Genomic DNA, 17,490 nt, shown 5'->3' with positions numbered 1-17,490 from the left:
AAATTCACTACTTGACAATATAAAAAGTAAATTATTAAATATTTAAAAGTTGATTAGGTTGAAACCTAAAAGTGAGGTATAAATTATCTGAGCAAAATAGCTCAGATATGTAGAATTAATTATGCAGCAGGTATTACTGATACTTGTTGACGTTTTTTGTCTTTTCTTTCAAAAGCAACTGTACCTTCAATAAGTGCGAATATTGTATGGTCTTTTCCCATTCCAACATTGTTACCAGGATGAACTTTAGTTCCTCTTTGACGAATGATTATGTTACCAGGAATAACAACTTCTCCACCAAATTTCTTTACACCAAGTCTTCTACCAGCCGAGTCACGATTATTCTGTGTACTACCCTGTCCTTTCTTATGTGCCATTATTTACTCCTTATGCAGCTATGCTCGTGATACGAACACGAGTGAAGTCTCTTCTGAAACCTCTTTTAACTTTACTGTCTTTACGACGACGTTTTTTGAAAATTACGACTTTTCTGTCACGACCTTCATTGATAACTTCAGCAGTTACTTTAGCGCCCTCTACAAATGGAGCTCCAAACTTAAGTTCACCAGCATTAACTGCTAAAACTTCTGTAATTTCGATGATAGCTTTAGGTTCAAGAGACATTTTGTCTAATAAAAGGACATCGCCTTCTTGAACTTTATACTGCTTACCACCGTTTTTGATAATTGCGTACATGTATTATTTCCTTATAATTCTACTAAAAAAGTTCGCAATTATATCCAACTTAGCTTTAAGCAAAGTTTAATTACTTAAGTAATGCTACTGCATCTATCTCAACAAGTGCATTTTTGGGTAAAGTTTTCACTGCAACCGTTGCCCGAGCTGGTTTATGAGAGCCAAATGCTTCTTCGTAAATTTCATTAATTGTTACAAAATCATCCATTGAATGTATAAAAATAGTTGTTTTAACTACATTATTCATAGAACTACCAGCTTCTTCTAAAACAGCTTGTAAATTTACTAAAACTTGCTTTGTCTGAAGTACTACATCATTTTCAAGCATTACACCTTGGGTTGTCAATGCGATTTGTCCTGAAGTATACACTATACCATTTGCTATTACAGCTTGTGAGTATGGTCCTATAGCTGATGGTGCTTTGTCTGTTTGTACGTATTTCATATTTAAATTCCTAGTTTGTTTTTCTTTTTAGCTTCCCCGGCAAACGAAGCAAAATCTTCAGGATTCCAATATCCTAGAACAGAATATATCACTTTACCTTTAGACGTCAAAAAGAAATGTTTTGGAACTCTTTTCACTTTGTACTTTACAGGTATAGTATCTGAATCTCTATTAAGAGCTAAAAGAACATATTCTTTTTTAAGCTCCTGCATTGTTTTTTCATCATTAAGAGTAATCTTTTCAAATTTTCTACACCATTTACATGCCTCTGATGTAACTAACATATATATATCTTTATCTTGGGCTTGTGCAATCTCTAAAGCTTTGTCATAATCATGTATAAAATCTGCTTTTGAGCCAAATAGTAATGCACTGAGTGCTAATATAGTAAGTATTAATTTCATTTTATTTCCATTCTTGTATTAAATTTTTAAATACTTTAAACAAAGATTCAACTTCTACTCGGGTAGTTCTTTCATTTAGTCCATGAATTGTATCGTTTTTCACACCAAACTCTATAACGTTAATTCCAAATTGGGCTACAAACCTTGCATCTGAAGTACCACCAGCAGTTGAATGCTTTGGCTTTATACCTGTGACAGTCTCAATAGCCTTATCAATGTTCTTCACGACTTTCGTATTTGTATCTGTTGCAAATGGATACGAACCTTGAGTAAGTTTTAAATCATAATCTAAACCATTTAAATGCTTATCAACAAAGATTCTAACTTCTTTTTGTGTAGTAATCGTGGTATTTCGTACATTGAACATCATTTTAAGTTCATTTGGAGTTACATTTGTTACTTGCATTCCTGAGCGGATATCTGTAACTACAAATTTACTCGGTGAAAAGAATTCGTCTCCTTCATCTATATTAACCCCTGCCATATTTCCTAAAACTTGGGATAGGTTATGTATAGGGTTTATAGCCTTTTCTGGATATGCTGCATGACCCTGTTTACCTTTTAATGTAAGGTAACCATTAATCGAACCACGGCGTCCTACTTTAATTGCATCTCCAAAGTCATCTTCACATGTTGGTTCGGCTACTACAACCGCATCTGGCAACATATTATTTTCTTTAAGATATTCTAGAACCTTTATAGTTCCATACGTAGCTTCACCTTCTTCGTCTGAAGTAAGTAGTAAAGATAAAGTTCCATTAAAAGATTTAGCTTCTTTTACAGCCTGAATAAAGGCTGCAAGGCCACTTTTCATATCTTGTGCACCACGACCAAATATAAATCCGTCTTTTTCAACTGCTTCGTAAGGATCAGTATCCCAACCTTTTCCTGCTGGAACCACATCTACGTGCCCAGCAAAACAAAGATGATCTCCATTACCAAATTCTTTATATATAAAAAGATTTTTTACCTCTTCTACATCGACACGAATAGCTGTAAAATCAGGTAAATATTCTTCAATGAAATCTAAAAGTCCTCCATCTTCAGGAGTTTCACTTTTCGTCTCAATTAATTTTTTAAATAGCTCGATTATTTCCACTAATTATGTCCTGGGTTATCATAAAATATATAAGGAGTTGAATAATTACTAATTTCAAAATAAAGCTTCTTTTCACCTATATCTGTTTTATAATTAAAGTTTGCATCTAAGTATCCATACCCATAGCGATAATTTCTTGGAGTATTACCATCTGTACTCATCGCTGTTGATAGCTTGTCTATTTTAATAAATCTCTGAACGAGTTTATCTCCCATATAAATATCTAAAACGCCATTTGTACCTGTCCAATTTTGGATACTACGACCTAATTTATTTTGCGTTTCCTGCGTACATGCACTAAAAAATAAAGTAATAATTAAAGCTAGAAATATTGTTTTCATTAAAATGTTCTCCAAAGAATAAAAAGGATTATACATTTTTTTTATAAATTGTGTGATATTCCCCAAGAAAAGAATGGAGTAGTTGACTTAATAATACTAAATATTTGCTTCATAGACCTAGCATCTAAAGTGCTGACAGCCTGTGTATTTTTTGTTTCAAATACGACAATACTCATTTGTGTTTCTTTTATAAAAGAAAATTTAACCTCAATCAATAATTCATCTTCTTGCTTGAATAGTTCTAAGTTAGATCCATCGGTAATAGATGTTGCACTATCTTGTTTCATTTTTTCTTTTGGGTTATCTTTGATAGAATCATCAACTCCTAATTCTGAATTATAAAACTTCAGCATATAATCATCTACAATGGGAAATAATTTCAACATAAAAGATCTACTCATCATTAAATCTACTCTATTGTTAAAGTCATCGTAATTAATGGATATTCGTATTCTATCTTCTAACTCGTCGTATTTTGGTGTAAAACTTAATGCTTTAATCTTCTTTTTCAATTAATAATCCAATAATTTTTTGTCATTATACTATTTAATTGGTATAATAATTAAAATAACTTGGAGATACTTTATTGATTAATGATACAGTAGTGCAAACAGAAAAATTAAAATTATTTTATCTCCAAAATTTTTCAAAAAAAGAAATTGAATCCCTATGTTTTGATATAGCACAAATAATTGTAGACAAATATTTTCTATCTAATGTTATTGATAATGCAACATATGAAAAAGATATTTTTAAAATAATTAAAAAAATACTCATTTTAAAATTAAATACCTCATTTGATATGATTATGGAGTTTAATGCTCTTTTATCTATTTACATTTTTAAAAAACATTTTAAACTTATATTTACCTATTTATCTGAGCTAATTATGGTAGAGATAGGGTATTCAAACTATGAAGTAATGAATTTTCTAAAATACTATTCACTCGATATTATTTTAGTAGATAAGAAAAAATATATCGTGCCTCAGATTAAAGAAGACAATGGTCCGAGATGGAATGTAACGTCTATGCAAGGTATTTTAAAAACATATGTAAAAACTCAAGAGCAACTCACAGACATATTAAGATACTTAAAAGATTTAGATACACAAGCTCATAGTTACTATATCAATAATATAAACCCTTTTGAGCATAATGTATTAGTAGAAAAAAGGTTTCAAAATCTTGAAGTACGAATAAATAGCAATACACAAAGAATAGATATAGTGCATGATTCATTATCTATTCTTCAAGATAAAGATGAAATTCTAAAAGCAAATAGAGAACTTAAACTATACCAAGAGCAAAGAGCACATCTACGAGAGCTAAAAGCGCAACTAACCAAAGATAAAGTTAAACAGTACAAAATACTTGCATATGAGGACACCCTCAAAAAAATAAAGACTATTCAAAGAGAGATAAGACCTAAAAAGAAAATAATCCAACAAAATAAAAAGTCGTATCTTTCAATAAAAAATGCCTTGATATGCGCGCTAATTTCTAAAAAACAAGCAGTTTAAGTATAGAGATAGTAAAATGCCAACAATATATTATATGAAGGTACGTAATGGATTTCTTATTTAATACAAATGTTCAATTTTTTATACTCGCATATTTAGTAGGAGGAATTCCTTTTGGTCTTTTACTTGCTAAAAAATTTGCTGGAGTTGACATTAAAGCAAGTGGTAGTGGTAGTATTGGTGCGACTAATGTTTTAAGAGTTGTAAAAGAAAGTGACCCAGATTTAGCAAAAAAACTTGGAGCTGCAACTTTAGCTCTTGATGCTCTTAAAGGTGTTTTTGTTTTAAGCATTGCATATTTTATAGGATTAAGTGAAGCAACATTATGGGCTATCGCTGTTCTTGCTGTTATAGGACACTGTTTTTCACCTTATCTGAACTTTGAAGGTGGAAAAGGAATTGCTACTGGTATGGGTGTAATGATGTTTATGCTTCCCTCTGAGACTGCTATTGCATTAGCTGTTTGGGCAATTGGAGCTAAAGTTATACGTATATCTTCGATTTCGTCTCTGACTGCTGTAGCTTCACTTCTTGTGGCTAGTTTTTATATTCATCCAGATATGCCCCATGCTCCAGTAGTTTTCATTGTGTTTATACTTAACTATAAACATATACCTAATATTATTCGTTTATTTAAAGGTGAAGAGAAAAGAGTTATATAAATGCAAATACATATTGAAGATTTAAGATTTCAATGTATTATTGGTATCTTGGATTTTGAGAGAATAAACCTTCAAGATGTAATTATTAACCTAACTATAGATTACGTGTATATTGAAAAATTTATCAACTATGCTGATGTATCAAGTCTTATAAAATCTCAGATGATAGAAAGAAAATTTCTACTGCTTGAAGATGCTTTAGGTGAGCTTGGTCAAAAACTAAAAAAAGAATTTCAAGATATCAACACTCTTCATTTAAAAATAACGAAACCTTCCATACTTCCCGACTGCAGGGTAAGTGTGAGTAATTTATTTAACTTCAATTCTTAATCCTAAATTAAACTTTTTTTAAAGAAAATTGAATAAAAGTTTAAAGTAAGCTAAAAGTATGCTACAATTCGCTCAAAATAAATAGAATAAATAGGAAGATATTAATGCGCATTCTAATCATTGAAGATGAAGTAACATTAAACAAAATGCTAGCAGAGGGACTTAAAGAATATGGTTACCAAAGCGATGTAGTTGAGACCCTTAAAGATGGAGAGTACTATCTAGATATCCGTAATTACGACATGGTACTTATGGATTGGATGCTTCCAGATGGAAACTCAGTTGATATCATTGGTGATATTAAAACAAACACTCCAAAAACTGTTGTAGTTGTACTTTCAGCGAGAGATGATAACGAAAGTGAAATCGAAGCTCTAAGAAGTGGTGCTGATGACTATATCAGAAAACCTTTTGACTTTGATGTACTTGTAGCTCGTATTGAAGCTCGTTTAAGATTTGGTGGAAGTAATATTATTGAAATCGAAGACCTTATCATCAATCCTGAAGAAGAAAAAATTACGTATAAAGAGCAAGAGATAGAACTTAAAGGTAAACCTTTTGAAGTTTTAACTCACTTAGCTAGACACCGTGATCAAATTGTTTCAAAAGAACAACTTCTTGACGCAATCTGGGAAGAACCAGAACTTGTAACTCCAAATGTAATTGAAGTTGCAATTAACCAAATTAGACAAAAAATGGACAAACCATTAGGAATTACAACTATTGAGACTGTTCGTCGTCGTGGTTATAGATTTTGTTTTCCAAAAGAAATTAACTAAATAACAGTCAATCTTTTGCAACCTCAAGGGGTTGTAAATCCAATAAGATAAAGGAAACTCTTGTTTTCAAAAAGAAGTATTAGAAAAGACTTTCTAATTCAACTACTCATTGCCTCCGTTTCACTCATCGTAATATTTTCTTCTGTACTTTATTTTTTTATTAAACAGTCAATTTATGAGGAAAAATATCAAGAACTTATACTATATGCTGAAAATATATCAAATAATTTAGAAGTAATAACAAATAACGAAGAATCTATTCTTGGCTTAGACATCCAAATTGTGCATTTAAGTAAAGCTGAGAGAGAGATGAGTATGTATGAAAAAACTTATGATTCTCACACCCTTATTACACTAGTATATCCATTTGATTTTAGTGAACATAGTTACTTGAAAATTACAAAAGAGATTTCAAAAACAAAACGAATTTTAGATAAAATATTAAACTACATTATTACTATAAATATCGTAGGATTTATATTTGTCATAATTTATGCTGTTGCACTTTCTAAAATGCTTATTTATCCAGTAAAAATACTTAATTCCAAATTATCAGACATGAATGAACATCTTATTCACCCTATTAAAGTTGAATCTCTTCCATCAGAGTTCGAGCCATTAGGAGAAACCATAAATCACCTTATAACTCGTATAGAAAATTTTGTTAAGTATCAAAAAGAATTGTTTATTGGTACGGCTCATGAGCTAAAAACTCCACTCGCAGTAATCAAACTAAAAAACCAAGTTACCCTCATTAAAAAGCGTTCTCCTGAGGAATACATAGATGCTTTAAACGTTACAAATAAAACTATTGACGAGATGAATATCATCGTGTCAAATATTTTAAATATTGGGCGACAGGAAGGCGCACAACTTGAAAAACCTGTAGTTGTAGATGTAATCGCTTTCTTAGAAGAAAAGGCAAATAACTTCAAACTTCTTGCTGAGAATGAGAGTAAACACCTTTATATGAAATTTGAGCCCAGTGGCTTTATGGCTAATTTACAACTTTCATTACTTAATCAAATTATTCAAAATTTTCTACAAAATGCATTAAAGTTTACAGGGAAAAAAGGAAGTGTAACTTTACAAAGTTCTCAAGATGATTTTGGCTTACTGATAGAAGTAATTGATGAAGGATGTGGCATAGATGAAAGCCAAGATCTTTTTGCACCCTTTAAAAGACAAGGTAATAAGTCTGGTGTTGGCTTAGGTTTGTTTCTAGCAAAAAGTGCAGCAGATGCTCTAGGAGCAAAAATAGAAATTAAAAACCGTCTTGATGGGGTTGAGGGAACAGTAGCTTCCTTACAATTAAATTCAAAATTATCGTGTACACTTCTAAGAAAATAAGAAATAATTCACAATAGATTATAATTTAAAAAATACTAAAGCTTTATTTAGATATAAATCGAACACATAAAAATTAATAACAAATATATAAGGTTTCTTAATGGCTTTACTGATAAATGATGAATGTATTGCATGCGATGCATGTAGAGAAGAATGTCCAACTGTTGCGATTGAAGAAGGCGACCCAATTTACTATATTGATCCAGATAGATGTACGGAATGTGTAAGTATTTATGATGAACCAGCTTGTATATCTGTATGCCCTGTTGATTGTATTGTCCCAGATAAAGACAATGTTGAATCTATAGCAGAATTACAGTTTAAGCTCAAACATTTAGATATCGAAGAATAAAAGAAATATAAGGAATGGCAAAAAAAGTTGCAGTCATAGATATAGGTTCTAATTCAATTAGAATGGCTATCTATGCAAAAACATCTCGCTTTGCTTTTCACTTACTTTATGAAACTAAAAGTCGAGTTCGGCTTTCAGAAAATGCATATCAAAATAATGGCAATCTCCAAGCTATTCCTATGCAAAGAACATTTGATGCACTTAGAGAATTTCTTGAGATAATCGCTTCTTTTAATGTAAGAAAAACTCTATGCGTAGCTACATCTGCTCTTCGTGATGCGCCCAATAAACAAGAATTCCTTACATTAATCAAAAAACAACTCAAGCTAAATATCAAAGTAATCAATGGAGAGAAAGAAGCATACTTAGGCTCTATGGCCTGTGCTAACCTCCTTCCTAAACAAGAAAATGCTATAAGTATAGATATTGGCGGTGGCTCTACTGAGTTTTCTTATATTGATTCTGATTCTATTACAAAATCTTTTTCTTTAGAACTTGGAACTGTAAGAATTAAAGAGCTATTTTTTGATTCAAACAAACTCGATGAAGCTATAGAATATATCGATAATAAGCTTCTTTATATAAGTGATCTTAGCCCAACTACTCTTATCGGTATTGGTGGTACATTTAGATCTATTTCAAGTGCAATTATGCACTCCATAGAATATCCTTTAAATAAAATTCATGGCTTTGAATGCTTAGCGCAAGATTTCATAGATTATATTGAAAAAATACTTTATGCAGATGAAAAGGCATTACATAATTTAGGGATTAAAAAGAATAGGTTTGATGTTATAAAACCAGGTGTATTAATACTCCAGAGGGTCTTTAAGAAGCTCTCTATCCAAAACACCATTACAAGTGGTGTTGGTGTGCGAGAAGGTGTCTATCTAAGCGATTTACTACGTAACTCTAAGGATAAGTTCCCACATAACTATAATACTTCTGTACGTTACTTGATTGATGCTAATATTCCTAATACAAGTTATGCGAATCAACTAAGTCTTGTAAGTAAAAAACTATTTGATTTAACTTTCAATCATATCGGAGTTAATCAAAAATTCAGGTATGACTTATCTATTGCGTCAAAACTTTATCCATCAGGAAGAAGTATACATTTCTTCTCTCAAAATAGACATACGTATTATCTCATTAAAAGTGCTTTAGAATATGGGTTTACACATTCTCAAATTATGCTAATTGCAACACTTACAAGATATGCAAAAAATAAACTACCATCACAGAAACATGTTGCAAAGTATCATAACTTGCTTCCAGACTCTAAGACTATTAATTATCTTTCTTATCTTATATCACTAAGTATTGCACTCCTAAGTCATAAGCCTAGAAATATTGATTTTGATTTAAGTTTTTCAGATGGGAAAATTAAAGTTGAATCCACAAAACCTCTTTACTTAAGTAGAGAGGCTCTAAAAAAGGTTTCAGAGATAAAAGATTTAGAAATTATTTTCTAAAATCTTTGTCCCATTGTAAATTCAAATACAGCAGTTCTATCACCTTCTTGCTCATTTAATGGTTGTGCAAACATAAGTTGAATTGGTCCGACTGGGGAAAACCATTCTAGTCCCACTCCATAACCACCACGAGAATATTCAGTTATTTTATCATCTCCGATAAAACCCCAATCAAGAAATGTTACAATTCTCATTTTCGCTTTTGGGATTAAAGGAAAACTAATTTCAGCCGTATTAGAAAAAGTTTGTTTTCCACCTATATTTTTCTCAACTCCGCCATCTATAATAGTTGAAGAAATAGAGTATGATTCGTACCCCCTAACACTACCTATACCACCCATATAAAATTTTTCAGCTAATGGTAAGTAACCATTCCCTAATAAATTGTAGTATCTTGCTTTATATCTTGCGATTGCATCAAAACCAAGTAAAGGTTCCAAACCATAGTATTTCCCGAAATTTGTTCTACTTTTAATAAAGTCTACATCACCACCAAGCCCAGCTTTTTCAAAACTTTGGGAAAGTGAAAAACCCTCACGAGGTAAATAAAAATCATCCGTAGAATCATATTTAACACTTGCAGTTATCGAACTTTTTGAATAACTTTCTAAGTATTGAGAATTTAAATACGTTGAATTGTCATCAATAATTTCATAAGCATTCTCTGAATACGTATACGACAAGTATCCACTAATATTTCTTGAAAACTTATGCCCTGTTCCAAGCGTAACACCCTTAGAATTCACTATATAATCATAATAATCTTGCATAGTTGAATGGATAGAAAAATTACCTGAAAAATCACTATCGTTAAGTCTTGAATTACTTACGTTAAATGACGCACTCTCAGTTGTCTCAGACCTCTCAATAGTCACACCCATACCAATACCTGAACCCCAAATATTTTTGTCACTTACACCTAGAGTAAGCATAATACCACCATAACTACCATAGCCACCACCAACTTGAATATTTCCTGTCGGCGCTTCTTTTACTTTTACTACTAAATCCATAGTATTATTGTCAATTCTTTTTTCTTCTATAGTTGTATCATCAAAAAAACCAAGTCTACCGAGAGAGTTTTTTGAATCTTTTAAATCTGTTAAAGAATACATATCTCCAGCACCAAGATAAAGCTCACGTCTAATAATTCTATCTAATGTTCTTGAGTTTCCTGAAATAATAACATTACGAATTCTTACCTTCTCTCCAGGGATAACTTTAAATACAACATCTACAGTTTTTTCTTTTTTGTTTTTTTTCAAATCTGGAATTACCTGAACAAAAGCATAACTATGATCTGCTATGAGCGTTTTAATAAGCTCTGCATTTTCACGAAAAGTTTTAATATTAAAAACTTCATTATTCTCTAAAGTAATAATTTCTTCAATTTTTGCATCATCTATAACATGTGTAGCTTGGTTTATAGATACACTGTTAATCGTGTACACTTCACCCTCTTCTACTTGATAACTCATATCTGCTGTATAGCTGTCAAAATTAACTCTCACAAAAGGAACCCCAACTTTAGAGTCTAAATAACCATTTTGCATATAGTAATCACGTACACGAAGATTGTCATATTGTAAATCTCCAAGTTTCATTTCACCGTCATTTCTTCCAAATAACCAGCCCATAAATTCATGTTCTTTATTTGCAATCACATCATTAAAATCATCACTATCCAGATTTTCTACTCCATCATACTGGAGTTTTTCGATAACTATAGTTTCACCTTCATTTACAATAAACGTAATTTTCAGACTTCCATTATCTAGAATCTCTTTTTCGATTTCAATAACACTATCAATTTTCCCGTCTTGAGAAATTGCTTGTACAATTCGCTTTTTAGCAGCTTCTATCTTTTTTTCATTATAAAGGGAACCTTTCTTAATCTGTATAACAGTATTTAGAATTTCTTCCTCTTCAGTTTCTTTCCAACCTTCTAAAACGATTTTTGATATCACTGGTTTTTCAACAAAATTAAAAGTTACTTCACCATTATTAAAATCTACCCAAGCATCAGTGAAATAACCTTGCTTAAAATATTTTTGAAGTGCAGCATCTGCAACTTTGGAATCAATATCCTCTCCAACTTCAAAAGGAAGCATTCTCAGAGCAACACTGTTTGAAATATGTACCATTCCTTTATATTTAATAGACGTAACTGTCATGGCATTCGCACTAATTGTGAGTATTGTTAAGAGAAAAAATAGAGATAACTTCATTTAGATCCAATTGTTAATAAAATAAGAGAAATTTTACCCATTTTGAGGTTAACTTAAGTATAATTTCTTAACTTATTTTAAAGATTATTTATGAACATAGCTATTATTGGTTTAGGACTTATGGGTGGATCACTTGCCCTTAGTCTAAAAAAACTCCCTTTCGTAAACTCCATTGTTGGAAGTGATCACAATAAAGAACATCAAAAAGTAGCAATAGAACTTTCCCTGGTAGACAAAATAGTTTCACTTGAAGAAATTAAAACCTGTGATGTCATCTTTCTTGCTATCCCTGTGAATGGTGTTATTGCTATACTTAAAACATTTAACAATATACCTAAAGAGACTACTATAATTGATTTAGGTAGTACAAAAGAGCTTATTATATCTTCAGTTCCTTCCAGTATACGAAAAAACTTTGTTGCTTCTCACCCAATGACTGGAACAGAAAATTTTGGTCCTTCTGCTGCTGTGGAGAATTTATATAAAGATAAAGTTGTAGTTTTATGTAATTTAGAAGATAGCGGTGAAGTGCAACAACAAACATCAAAGAAAATATTTAAAGCACTTCAAATGAAAAAATACTTCATGAGGGCAAGTGAGCACGATAGGCATGCTGCATTTATTTCACATATGCCTCATGCAATTTCCTACTCCATTGCAAACACAGTCATGAAACAAGAAAATAAACACAACATTTTAGCTTTAGCTGCTGGTGGTTTTCGCTCTATGAGCCGTTTAGCAAAGAGTTCACCACATATGTGGGAAGATATTTTCAAACAAAACAAAGAAAATCTCCTAGAGGCTATTGAGCTTTTTGAAGATGAACTCACTACTTTAAAAAATGATATTATAAATGAAAACTGGGATAATGTGAGCGATACTATGAACCAAGGTAAAACACTTCATGATATTCTCGACTAACTTTAACTCTTCTTGGGTAAAGGCTATACTATTTTTATAGCTTCTACCGCTACTTTAATATTTTCATACGTATTGAGGTAATCATACTTTTCATCTTCTTTTTTTGCCATCTTTTCTAACTCATCAGACATGGCCTGCAAATTTTCTAAACGAAAATTTGCAGATGAACCTTTAATACTATGTGCGATAAAATGTATCTGCTGATAATCAGTTTTCTCTATGGCTATTCTAAGTTCCGGAATAATTTTTTTCATTTTTATAATGTAAAGACTTACTAACATTACTATTTCTTCGTTTGTGAGAAGTAATTCTTCTCTTGCTTTATTCATATCTAAGCCAATCACTCTTTGGTAATTTTCTATATCATCAAGAAGTACATCTTCAATTTCTGAGTACATTTTCAGATATGTCGAAAACACTCTCTCTAACTCTTTTATCACAATAGGTTTTCCTAAGAATGCATCAAATCCATTTAAAAGACCTCTTTCTTTTGCACCTTTAATCACGTTTGCTGTCAATGCAGATATTGGGGTATGTCGTAGTCCATTTTTATTTTCAAATTTTATAATCTTTCCAACTGCCTCATTTCCATCCATTATTGGCATTTGTTCATCCATAAGAATTAAATCATAGCTATGTTCTTTATACATAGCTATAGCTTCCAAACCATTTTGGGCAAGATCATATGTTAATCCATATTTAGTCAAAATAATTTTCATATATTCTTGATTTGCTTCATTATCTTCTGCAATTAATATATGCCCTACAAACTGTTTTGTCAATTTCTTCTTAAAAGAAACATCGCAACTTTCATTAAATAATTTATTAATTTTATCGTGAATTTTAGAACAATACAAAGGAAAACACATGGATTCTATATGCGAATGTTTATCATAAGTATCATAATCTTTACTCATCAATGCAATATATTTTTTATTTGATTTTAAAATCAATTGTCTTGTATCAAAATTTGTATTTTCATGTACAAAAACATAGGCATCATACTCATTAGTTATTTCATCTACTATAGTTGTATTCATACCAAAAACATCTGTGTATTTTAAAAGCGACTCATATTGGTACGGCATCTCTTTATCTTTTGTATATAAAGCAATTTTAAATGCCTGCAACTCACTTAAATCATCAAAGATTTTACATTGGTTTGTATAAATATCAATAGGAATTTCCATAGAAAAAACACTACCCTTACCTAATACAGATTCTGCATATACTTTTCCATACATAAGTTCTGCAAGTTGTTGACAGATAGAAAGGCCCAATCCAGTTCCAGCATGACTTCTAGTTTCAGTAAATTGAGCTTGAGAAAAAGCTGTAAAAATATTTGGCATATCCTTAGGGTTTATCCCTATACCATTATCTTCCACTTTTATTTTAAGTACTCTCGCGTGACAACTTGCTTCAACAGATATAACACCATCTGAACGTGTAAACTTAATAGCATTACTTAAAAAATTCGATAAAATTTGTTTAATTCGTAATGCATCACCAAATAGTTCCTTAGGAATCTCTGGATCGATAAATGAAGTAATTGTAATATTTTTACTTGTAGCACTTGCAACAAAGAGCTCCATTGTGTACGTCATTTCTTCATGTATAGAAAATATTTTAGGCTCAACAGTAAATTCGCCACTACGTAGTTTTGAAAAATCAAGAATATCGTTGATAATACTAAGAAGATTTTCGCCACTCTTTTGGATTATATCTAAGTAAGTCGCTTGTTTATTTGTAATATCTTCACTAAGCATTAAATTTACAAAACCCAAAATAGCGTTAAGTGGAGTTCGAATCTCATGGGACATATTTGAGAGAAAGTAATCTTTTGCATGTCCAGCAGTTATTGCTTCTTGTCTTGCATCGACAAGTTTTTGAAAAATACTATTGGTATAAAAGGTTAAAACGCCACGAAAATTCGTGTCAAACATAAATGAAATTTCATCTGCCATCTCTTTTGAATCAATCTCTTCATCATAAGTGAAGTCAATCATTGTTCTTCTAAAATGAGAACATATTTCAAATACTTCATCAGCACTCGTTTCTCTGTCTTTTAAATAGATAAGGAGCATATGCATTACAGGGCAATCCCCAATTTTCCTAGTACCCAATATAACACCCATAAAGTAATCAAATACACCACTTCCGTATTCACTTATAAAATGTTCTGCATCTATCTTATGAAGCTTTAAAATCTCTTTTGGAGAAGGATGTGACACCCAAGTAGCAAGAATATAGTCTTTGGAGTCTTTAAAAATATCTTGATATCGTACAAGATTTGGAACTGTGTTTATCATGGCTCATCACTTTTAGTTTATTAGAAAGTATGATACTACCATAATGAGAGTAAGCTTTACTAGGGAGATTACAACAGTCCCTATAATATTACCAATTTGGCAACTTGTACACGCACTGTATAAACGCCCTTCATATTGAGCATAAAAGAAGTAAATAATATTTAAAGCCAATGCTATATACGAAGCATATAGTTGATACTGCCATAGCGTAGATAATATTTGAGCATCATCAATTAAAATAATAGCCCCTATTAAAATAAGCATTCCTATCAAAAGAAAATTTATAAACTTTATAATATAGTCTTTTTTAAAAGTAATTGGACATACTTCTGAAATTGCCACATCGCTTCCAAACTCCAACTTTGCTTCAAAAACTTTTTTTTCTTCTTGAGAGAGTTTGTTTATAAAGCTTGAACCAAAGGTATAGTCTATTTTTCTTTGTAATAAAATACTTTGTTGTCCTTCTGCTTTTAAAGAAAGTTGTTGAAGTTTTCTATCTTCATAAACAACCGATATCTTTTCGTGTCTTGTAACCTTAGCACTTAGACCTGGAAAATATTCTGTTTTTTCTGTTGTTGTTACACTGCCATTTGTGTTTATCACTCTAGGGTTAATGAGTTCTAAAAAAGTACCATCATCTTGTTTGAGAACAACAACATTGTACATACTTCCAATTTGAAAAGCAGTAAGCGCATCTAAGTCATTCTCATTTATAGTATCTTTGAGGTTATCTATCAATGAAGAGATTTCATCTGTAAACACTCGTACATCAGTTGAGTATTCTACACTTGGGGGAGTTGGATAAGTAATTATCTCTTTAATCATTTATAAACCTTAATTTGAAGATAGAACGGAAGAGGCTCCTCCATAAGGAGGAGATAATAGATTTAGTGGCTTTTACCAACTACAATTAACATTTTAATATTAATTACTAAAAATCTAATGAATTGAAAAATAACACAAGTTCTTAATTTCTTTTGAAATGAACCTGGAGTCATTGTTCCATAATTTTGTGTGTATGCTTTAATATGTCTTTCTTCTTTTAATGCCATTGTATTTCCTTTAATTTATTTAATATTTCAGATAAACCCTAATCCCTATTCAGGAATTAAAGTCCAACCTGGCTTAAGTTTCGCTTTGTAGATAAACATGTGGTGAAGTATATGTTTAATCCAGTGTCCCGCAAGACCAATTTCACCAAATGTATATTCAGTATCACGACCCGTTCCTGGGTACTTGTCAAAATCAGGAATAACAGGATAAACAGTCATTGCTGCGGCAGTACCGTTAAACACTCCCTTACCAGTTGAAGCAACACACGCTGCACCCATATCTGCCATAGAGATTCTATGTAATGGAGCGTCTACACCCTTAGTAATCATGTCACAAACACTATGAGCAACAGCTTTACCGATAATACCTGCTGGCATACCAGTTCTTGGTGGTGCTGGAGTAATTACAGTACCATTTGGAGACTTCATTGGTTTTGAGATTGGATGTGGTGGTGCAAAAGCAATACCAGGTGCAAAAATATTTTTATATGCGGCACTTTGGTATGTTGCAGGCCAATCAGATGCTTTCCAATCTTCATATTTAGCTACACCATACTTAGCATCAACTTTCATAAATTTATTTGGAGCAAACATAGTGTCAGAGATATCTGATCCATCTTTAGCAATAGCTTTTAAATCTACACCAGTAAATGGAGGTATAAGCATTGCAAAATCAAACTCTTCTTCACCCATTGATCCATCGAGTAGTTCATAATGAATTTTTCCACTTTCAACCTTATTTACATGTGCACCAATAATCCAAGGAACACCACGCTCAGTAAATAATGACTCAGCAAAAACTTTAGAACTAACAGTGAATCCCATAGATTTCATATGAAGTCCACCCATACCGAAGTCACCTAAAAAAGACTCATTAGAAATCCATTTAACATCTGCCATATCACGAACGCCAGCTTTGTTTAATTCATGCTCAATGTTAAAAATATACTCAAATGCAGCACCTTGACATGTACATGTACCATGTCCAGTACCAATAAGGATTCTCTGACGTGTTCCAGCTCTCATTTTCTCAATTGCTTCAGCAAACTTTTCAGCTGCATGAACCGCATGTCCTGCTGTACAAACAGAAACTGTATGCTCGCCTAGTTCACTTCCTATACCAAGACCTTCTGTCGCACCAAAGTTTAGTTTAGGCCCCGTTGCATTTACTAAGTAGTCATATTCAACTGTAGTAACTTCACCAGCAGAATCTGCAGCAGTTGATTCAACTGTTACAAATCCTTTTTCTACTGTTACACTTCCCTCAGGATGAATCTCAGTAGCTTTTGCTTGGATAAATGTAATCCCAGCTTTTTTATATACAGGAGCTAAGTCAAAAGTAACTTCTTCCTTTTTCATTTGACCAACACCAACCCAAATATTTGATGGAATCCAATTCCACTGTGAATTTGGAGTTACAACAATAACTTCATGTTCTGAGCCTAACCATTTTGCAGCGAATGTTGCAGTCGTATGACCAGAAACACCACCACCTAAAATAACTAATTTTGCCATGTATCAATTC

General features: G+C 31.8%; 20 protein-coding genes. 8 read left to right on the top strand and 12 right to left on the bottom strand.

Annotated elements, in window-relative coordinates; translation table 11 throughout:
* Positions 1-119: 119 nt before the first annotated feature.
* The 7 genes from rpmA to ACI9TV_RS04570 all read right to left on the bottom strand — a co-directional run bounded on the left by rpmA (position 120) and on the right by ACI9TV_RS04570 (position 3,497).
* Positions 120-377, bottom strand: coding sequence for a 50S ribosomal protein L27 (rpmA, locus tag ACI9TV_RS04600; RefSeq protein ID WP_415249587.1), 258 nt, complete (start codon positions 375-377; stop codon positions 120-122).
* Positions 378-387: 10 nt separating this feature from the next.
* Positions 388-696 carry a 50S ribosomal protein L21 gene (gene rplU, locus ACI9TV_RS04595; RefSeq protein WP_415249586.1) on the bottom strand — a complete coding sequence of 103 codons (309 nt, stop codon included), beginning with the start codon at positions 694-696 and terminating at the stop codon, positions 388-390.
* A 70-nt stretch (positions 697-766) separates the two neighbouring features.
* Positions 767-1,141, bottom strand: a complete 375-nt coding sequence (locus ACI9TV_RS04590) for a Rid family detoxifying hydrolase (RefSeq protein WP_415249585.1) — start codon at positions 1,139-1,141, stop codon at positions 767-769.
* Positions 1,142-1,143: 2 nt separating this feature from the next.
* Positions 1,144-1,545 (bottom strand): thioredoxin family protein, encoded by a 402-nt coding sequence (locus tag ACI9TV_RS04585; RefSeq protein ID WP_415249584.1) that lies wholly within the window; start codon positions 1,543-1,545, stop codon positions 1,144-1,146.
* 1 nt (position 1,546) lies between these two features.
* Positions 1,547-2,644: a succinyl-diaminopimelate desuccinylase gene (gene dapE, locus ACI9TV_RS04580; RefSeq protein ID WP_415249583.1), complete on the bottom strand. Its 1,098-nt coding sequence runs from the start codon at positions 2,642-2,644 to the stop codon at positions 1,547-1,549.
* Positions 2,644-2,985 carry a hypothetical protein gene (locus ACI9TV_RS04575; protein ID WP_415249582.1) on the bottom strand — a complete coding sequence of 114 codons (342 nt, stop codon included), beginning with the start codon at positions 2,983-2,985 and terminating at the stop codon, positions 2,644-2,646. The genes dapE and ACI9TV_RS04575 overlap by 1 nt, the downstream gene beginning before the upstream one ends.
* Positions 2,986-3,026: 41 nt before the next feature.
* Complete coding sequence (locus ACI9TV_RS04570; protein ID WP_415249581.1) at positions 3,027-3,497, bottom strand: hypothetical protein; 471 nt, start codon at positions 3,495-3,497, stop codon at positions 3,027-3,029.
* 74 nt (positions 3,498-3,571) lie between these two features.
* Between ACI9TV_RS04570 and ACI9TV_RS04565 the strand changes: the two genes are divergently transcribed.
* From ACI9TV_RS04565 to ACI9TV_RS04535, 7 genes are all read left to right on the top strand, one after another.
* Positions 3,572-4,507, top strand: coding sequence for a hypothetical protein (locus tag ACI9TV_RS04565; protein ID WP_415249580.1), 936 nt, complete (start codon positions 3,572-3,574; stop codon positions 4,505-4,507).
* Positions 4,508-4,554: 47 nt separating this feature from the next.
* Positions 4,555-5,169 carry a glycerol-3-phosphate 1-O-acyltransferase PlsY gene (plsY, locus tag ACI9TV_RS04560; protein ID WP_415249579.1) on the top strand — a complete coding sequence of 205 codons (615 nt, stop codon included), beginning with the start codon at positions 4,555-4,557 and terminating at the stop codon, positions 5,167-5,169.
* A complete protein-coding gene (locus tag ACI9TV_RS04555) occupies positions 5,170-5,499 on the top strand; it encodes a dihydroneopterin aldolase (RefSeq protein ID WP_415249578.1) in 330 nt (109 codons plus the stop codon).
* Positions 5,500-5,603: 104 nt separating this feature from the next.
* Positions 5,604-6,278 (top strand): homeostatic response regulator transcription factor HsrA, encoded by a 675-nt coding sequence (gene hsrA, locus ACI9TV_RS04550; RefSeq protein WP_415249577.1) that lies wholly within the window; start codon positions 5,604-5,606, stop codon positions 6,276-6,278.
* A gap of 60 nt (positions 6,279-6,338) precedes the next feature.
* Positions 6,339-7,628: a sensor histidine kinase gene (locus tag ACI9TV_RS04545; protein WP_415249576.1), complete on the top strand. Its 1,290-nt coding sequence runs from the start codon at positions 6,339-6,341 to the stop codon at positions 7,626-7,628.
* Positions 7,629-7,728: 100 nt separating this feature from the next.
* On the top strand, positions 7,729-7,980 hold the full coding sequence (locus ACI9TV_RS04540) for a YfhL family 4Fe-4S dicluster ferredoxin (RefSeq protein WP_415249575.1): 252 nt from the start codon (positions 7,729-7,731) through the stop codon (positions 7,978-7,980).
* Positions 7,981-7,994: 14 nt separating this feature from the next.
* Positions 7,995-9,455: a Ppx/GppA phosphatase family protein gene (locus tag ACI9TV_RS04535; RefSeq protein ID WP_415249574.1), complete on the top strand. Its 1,461-nt coding sequence runs from the start codon at positions 7,995-7,997 to the stop codon at positions 9,453-9,455.
* Here the strand turns inward: ACI9TV_RS04535 and bamA are convergent.
* Positions 9,452-11,683, bottom strand: coding sequence for an outer membrane protein assembly factor BamA (gene bamA, locus ACI9TV_RS04530; protein ID WP_415249573.1), 2,232 nt, complete (start codon positions 11,681-11,683; stop codon positions 9,452-9,454). The genes ACI9TV_RS04535 and bamA overlap by 4 nt on opposite strands.
* Positions 11,684-11,773: 90 nt before the next feature.
* On the opposite strand from bamA, the gene ACI9TV_RS04525 reads away from it, so the two are divergent.
* Positions 11,774-12,604 carry a prephenate dehydrogenase gene (locus tag ACI9TV_RS04525; protein ID WP_415249572.1) on the top strand — a complete coding sequence of 277 codons (831 nt, stop codon included), beginning with the start codon at positions 11,774-11,776 and terminating at the stop codon, positions 12,602-12,604.
* 23 nt (positions 12,605-12,627) lie between these two features.
* On the opposite strand, the gene ACI9TV_RS04520 is transcribed toward ACI9TV_RS04525, so the two are convergent.
* From ACI9TV_RS04520 to ACI9TV_RS04505, 4 genes are all read right to left on the bottom strand, one after another.
* A complete protein-coding gene (locus ACI9TV_RS04520) occupies positions 12,628-14,913 on the bottom strand; it encodes an ATP-binding protein (protein WP_415249571.1) in 2,286 nt (761 codons plus the stop codon).
* Positions 14,914-14,925: 12 nt separating this feature from the next.
* On the bottom strand, positions 14,926-15,738 hold the full coding sequence (locus ACI9TV_RS04515; RefSeq protein ID WP_415249570.1) for a peptide deformylase: 813 nt from the start codon (positions 15,736-15,738) through the stop codon (positions 14,926-14,928).
* Positions 15,739-15,800: 62 nt separating this feature from the next.
* Positions 15,801-15,965 carry a hypothetical protein gene (locus tag ACI9TV_RS04510; RefSeq protein ID WP_415249569.1) on the bottom strand — a complete coding sequence of 55 codons (165 nt, stop codon included), beginning with the start codon at positions 15,963-15,965 and terminating at the stop codon, positions 15,801-15,803.
* A gap of 45 nt (positions 15,966-16,010) precedes the next feature.
* Positions 16,011-17,480, bottom strand: a complete 1,470-nt coding sequence (locus tag ACI9TV_RS04505; protein WP_415249568.1) for an NAD(P)/FAD-dependent oxidoreductase — start codon at positions 17,478-17,480, stop codon at positions 16,011-16,013.
* Positions 17,481-17,490 lie beyond the last annotated feature (10 nt).

Source organism: Sulfurimonas sp. (genome assembly GCF_047622445.1).
Taxonomy (GTDB): domain Bacteria; phylum Campylobacterota; class Campylobacteria; order Campylobacterales; family Sulfurimonadaceae; genus Sulfurimonas.
This window is presented reverse-complemented; position numbering and strand designations above follow the sequence as displayed.

Coding starts and splice junctions, on each gene's coding strand:
- rpmA (WP_415249587.1), bottom strand. CDS start 377: ATGGCACATAAGAAAGGACAGGGTAGTACACAGAATAATCGTGACTCG.
- rplU (WP_415249586.1), bottom strand. CDS start 696: ATGTACGCAATTATCAAAAACGGTGGTAAGCAGTATAAAGTTCAAGAA.
- hsrA (WP_415249577.1), top strand. CDS start 5,604: ATGCGCATTCTAATCATTGAAGATGAAGTAACATTAAACAAAATGCTA.
- ACI9TV_RS04525 (WP_415249572.1), top strand. CDS start 11,774: ATGAACATAGCTATTATTGGTTTAGGACTTATGGGTGGATCACTTGCC.
- ACI9TV_RS04575 (WP_415249582.1), bottom strand. CDS start 2,985: ATGAAAACAATATTTCTAGCTTTAATTATTACTTTATTTTTTAGTGCA.
- ACI9TV_RS04515 (WP_415249570.1), bottom strand. CDS start 15,738: ATGATTAAAGAGATAATTACTTATCCAACTCCCCCAAGTGTAGAATAC.
- ACI9TV_RS04585 (WP_415249584.1), bottom strand. CDS start 1,545: ATGAAATTAATACTTACTATATTAGCACTCAGTGCATTACTATTTGGC.
- ACI9TV_RS04520 (WP_415249571.1), bottom strand. CDS start 14,913: ATGATAAACACAGTTCCAAATCTTGTACGATATCAAGATATTTTTAAA.
- ACI9TV_RS04555 (WP_415249578.1), top strand. CDS start 5,170: ATGCAAATACATATTGAAGATTTAAGATTTCAATGTATTATTGGTATC.
- plsY (WP_415249579.1), top strand. CDS start 4,555: ATGGATTTCTTATTTAATACAAATGTTCAATTTTTTATACTCGCATAT.
- ACI9TV_RS04510 (WP_415249569.1), bottom strand. CDS start 15,965: ATGGCATTAAAAGAAGAAAGACATATTAAAGCATACACACAAAATTAT.
- ACI9TV_RS04540 (WP_415249575.1), top strand. CDS start 7,729: ATGGCTTTACTGATAAATGATGAATGTATTGCATGCGATGCATGTAGA.
- bamA (WP_415249573.1), bottom strand. CDS start 11,683: ATGAAGTTATCTCTATTTTTTCTCTTAACAATACTCACAATTAGTGCG.
- ACI9TV_RS04590 (WP_415249585.1), bottom strand. CDS start 1,141: ATGAAATACGTACAAACAGACAAAGCACCATCAGCTATAGGACCATAC.
- ACI9TV_RS04505 (WP_415249568.1), bottom strand. CDS start 17,480: ATGGCAAAATTAGTTATTTTAGGTGGTGGTGTTTCTGGTCATACGACT.
- ACI9TV_RS04535 (WP_415249574.1), top strand. CDS start 7,995: ATGGCAAAAAAAGTTGCAGTCATAGATATAGGTTCTAATTCAATTAGA.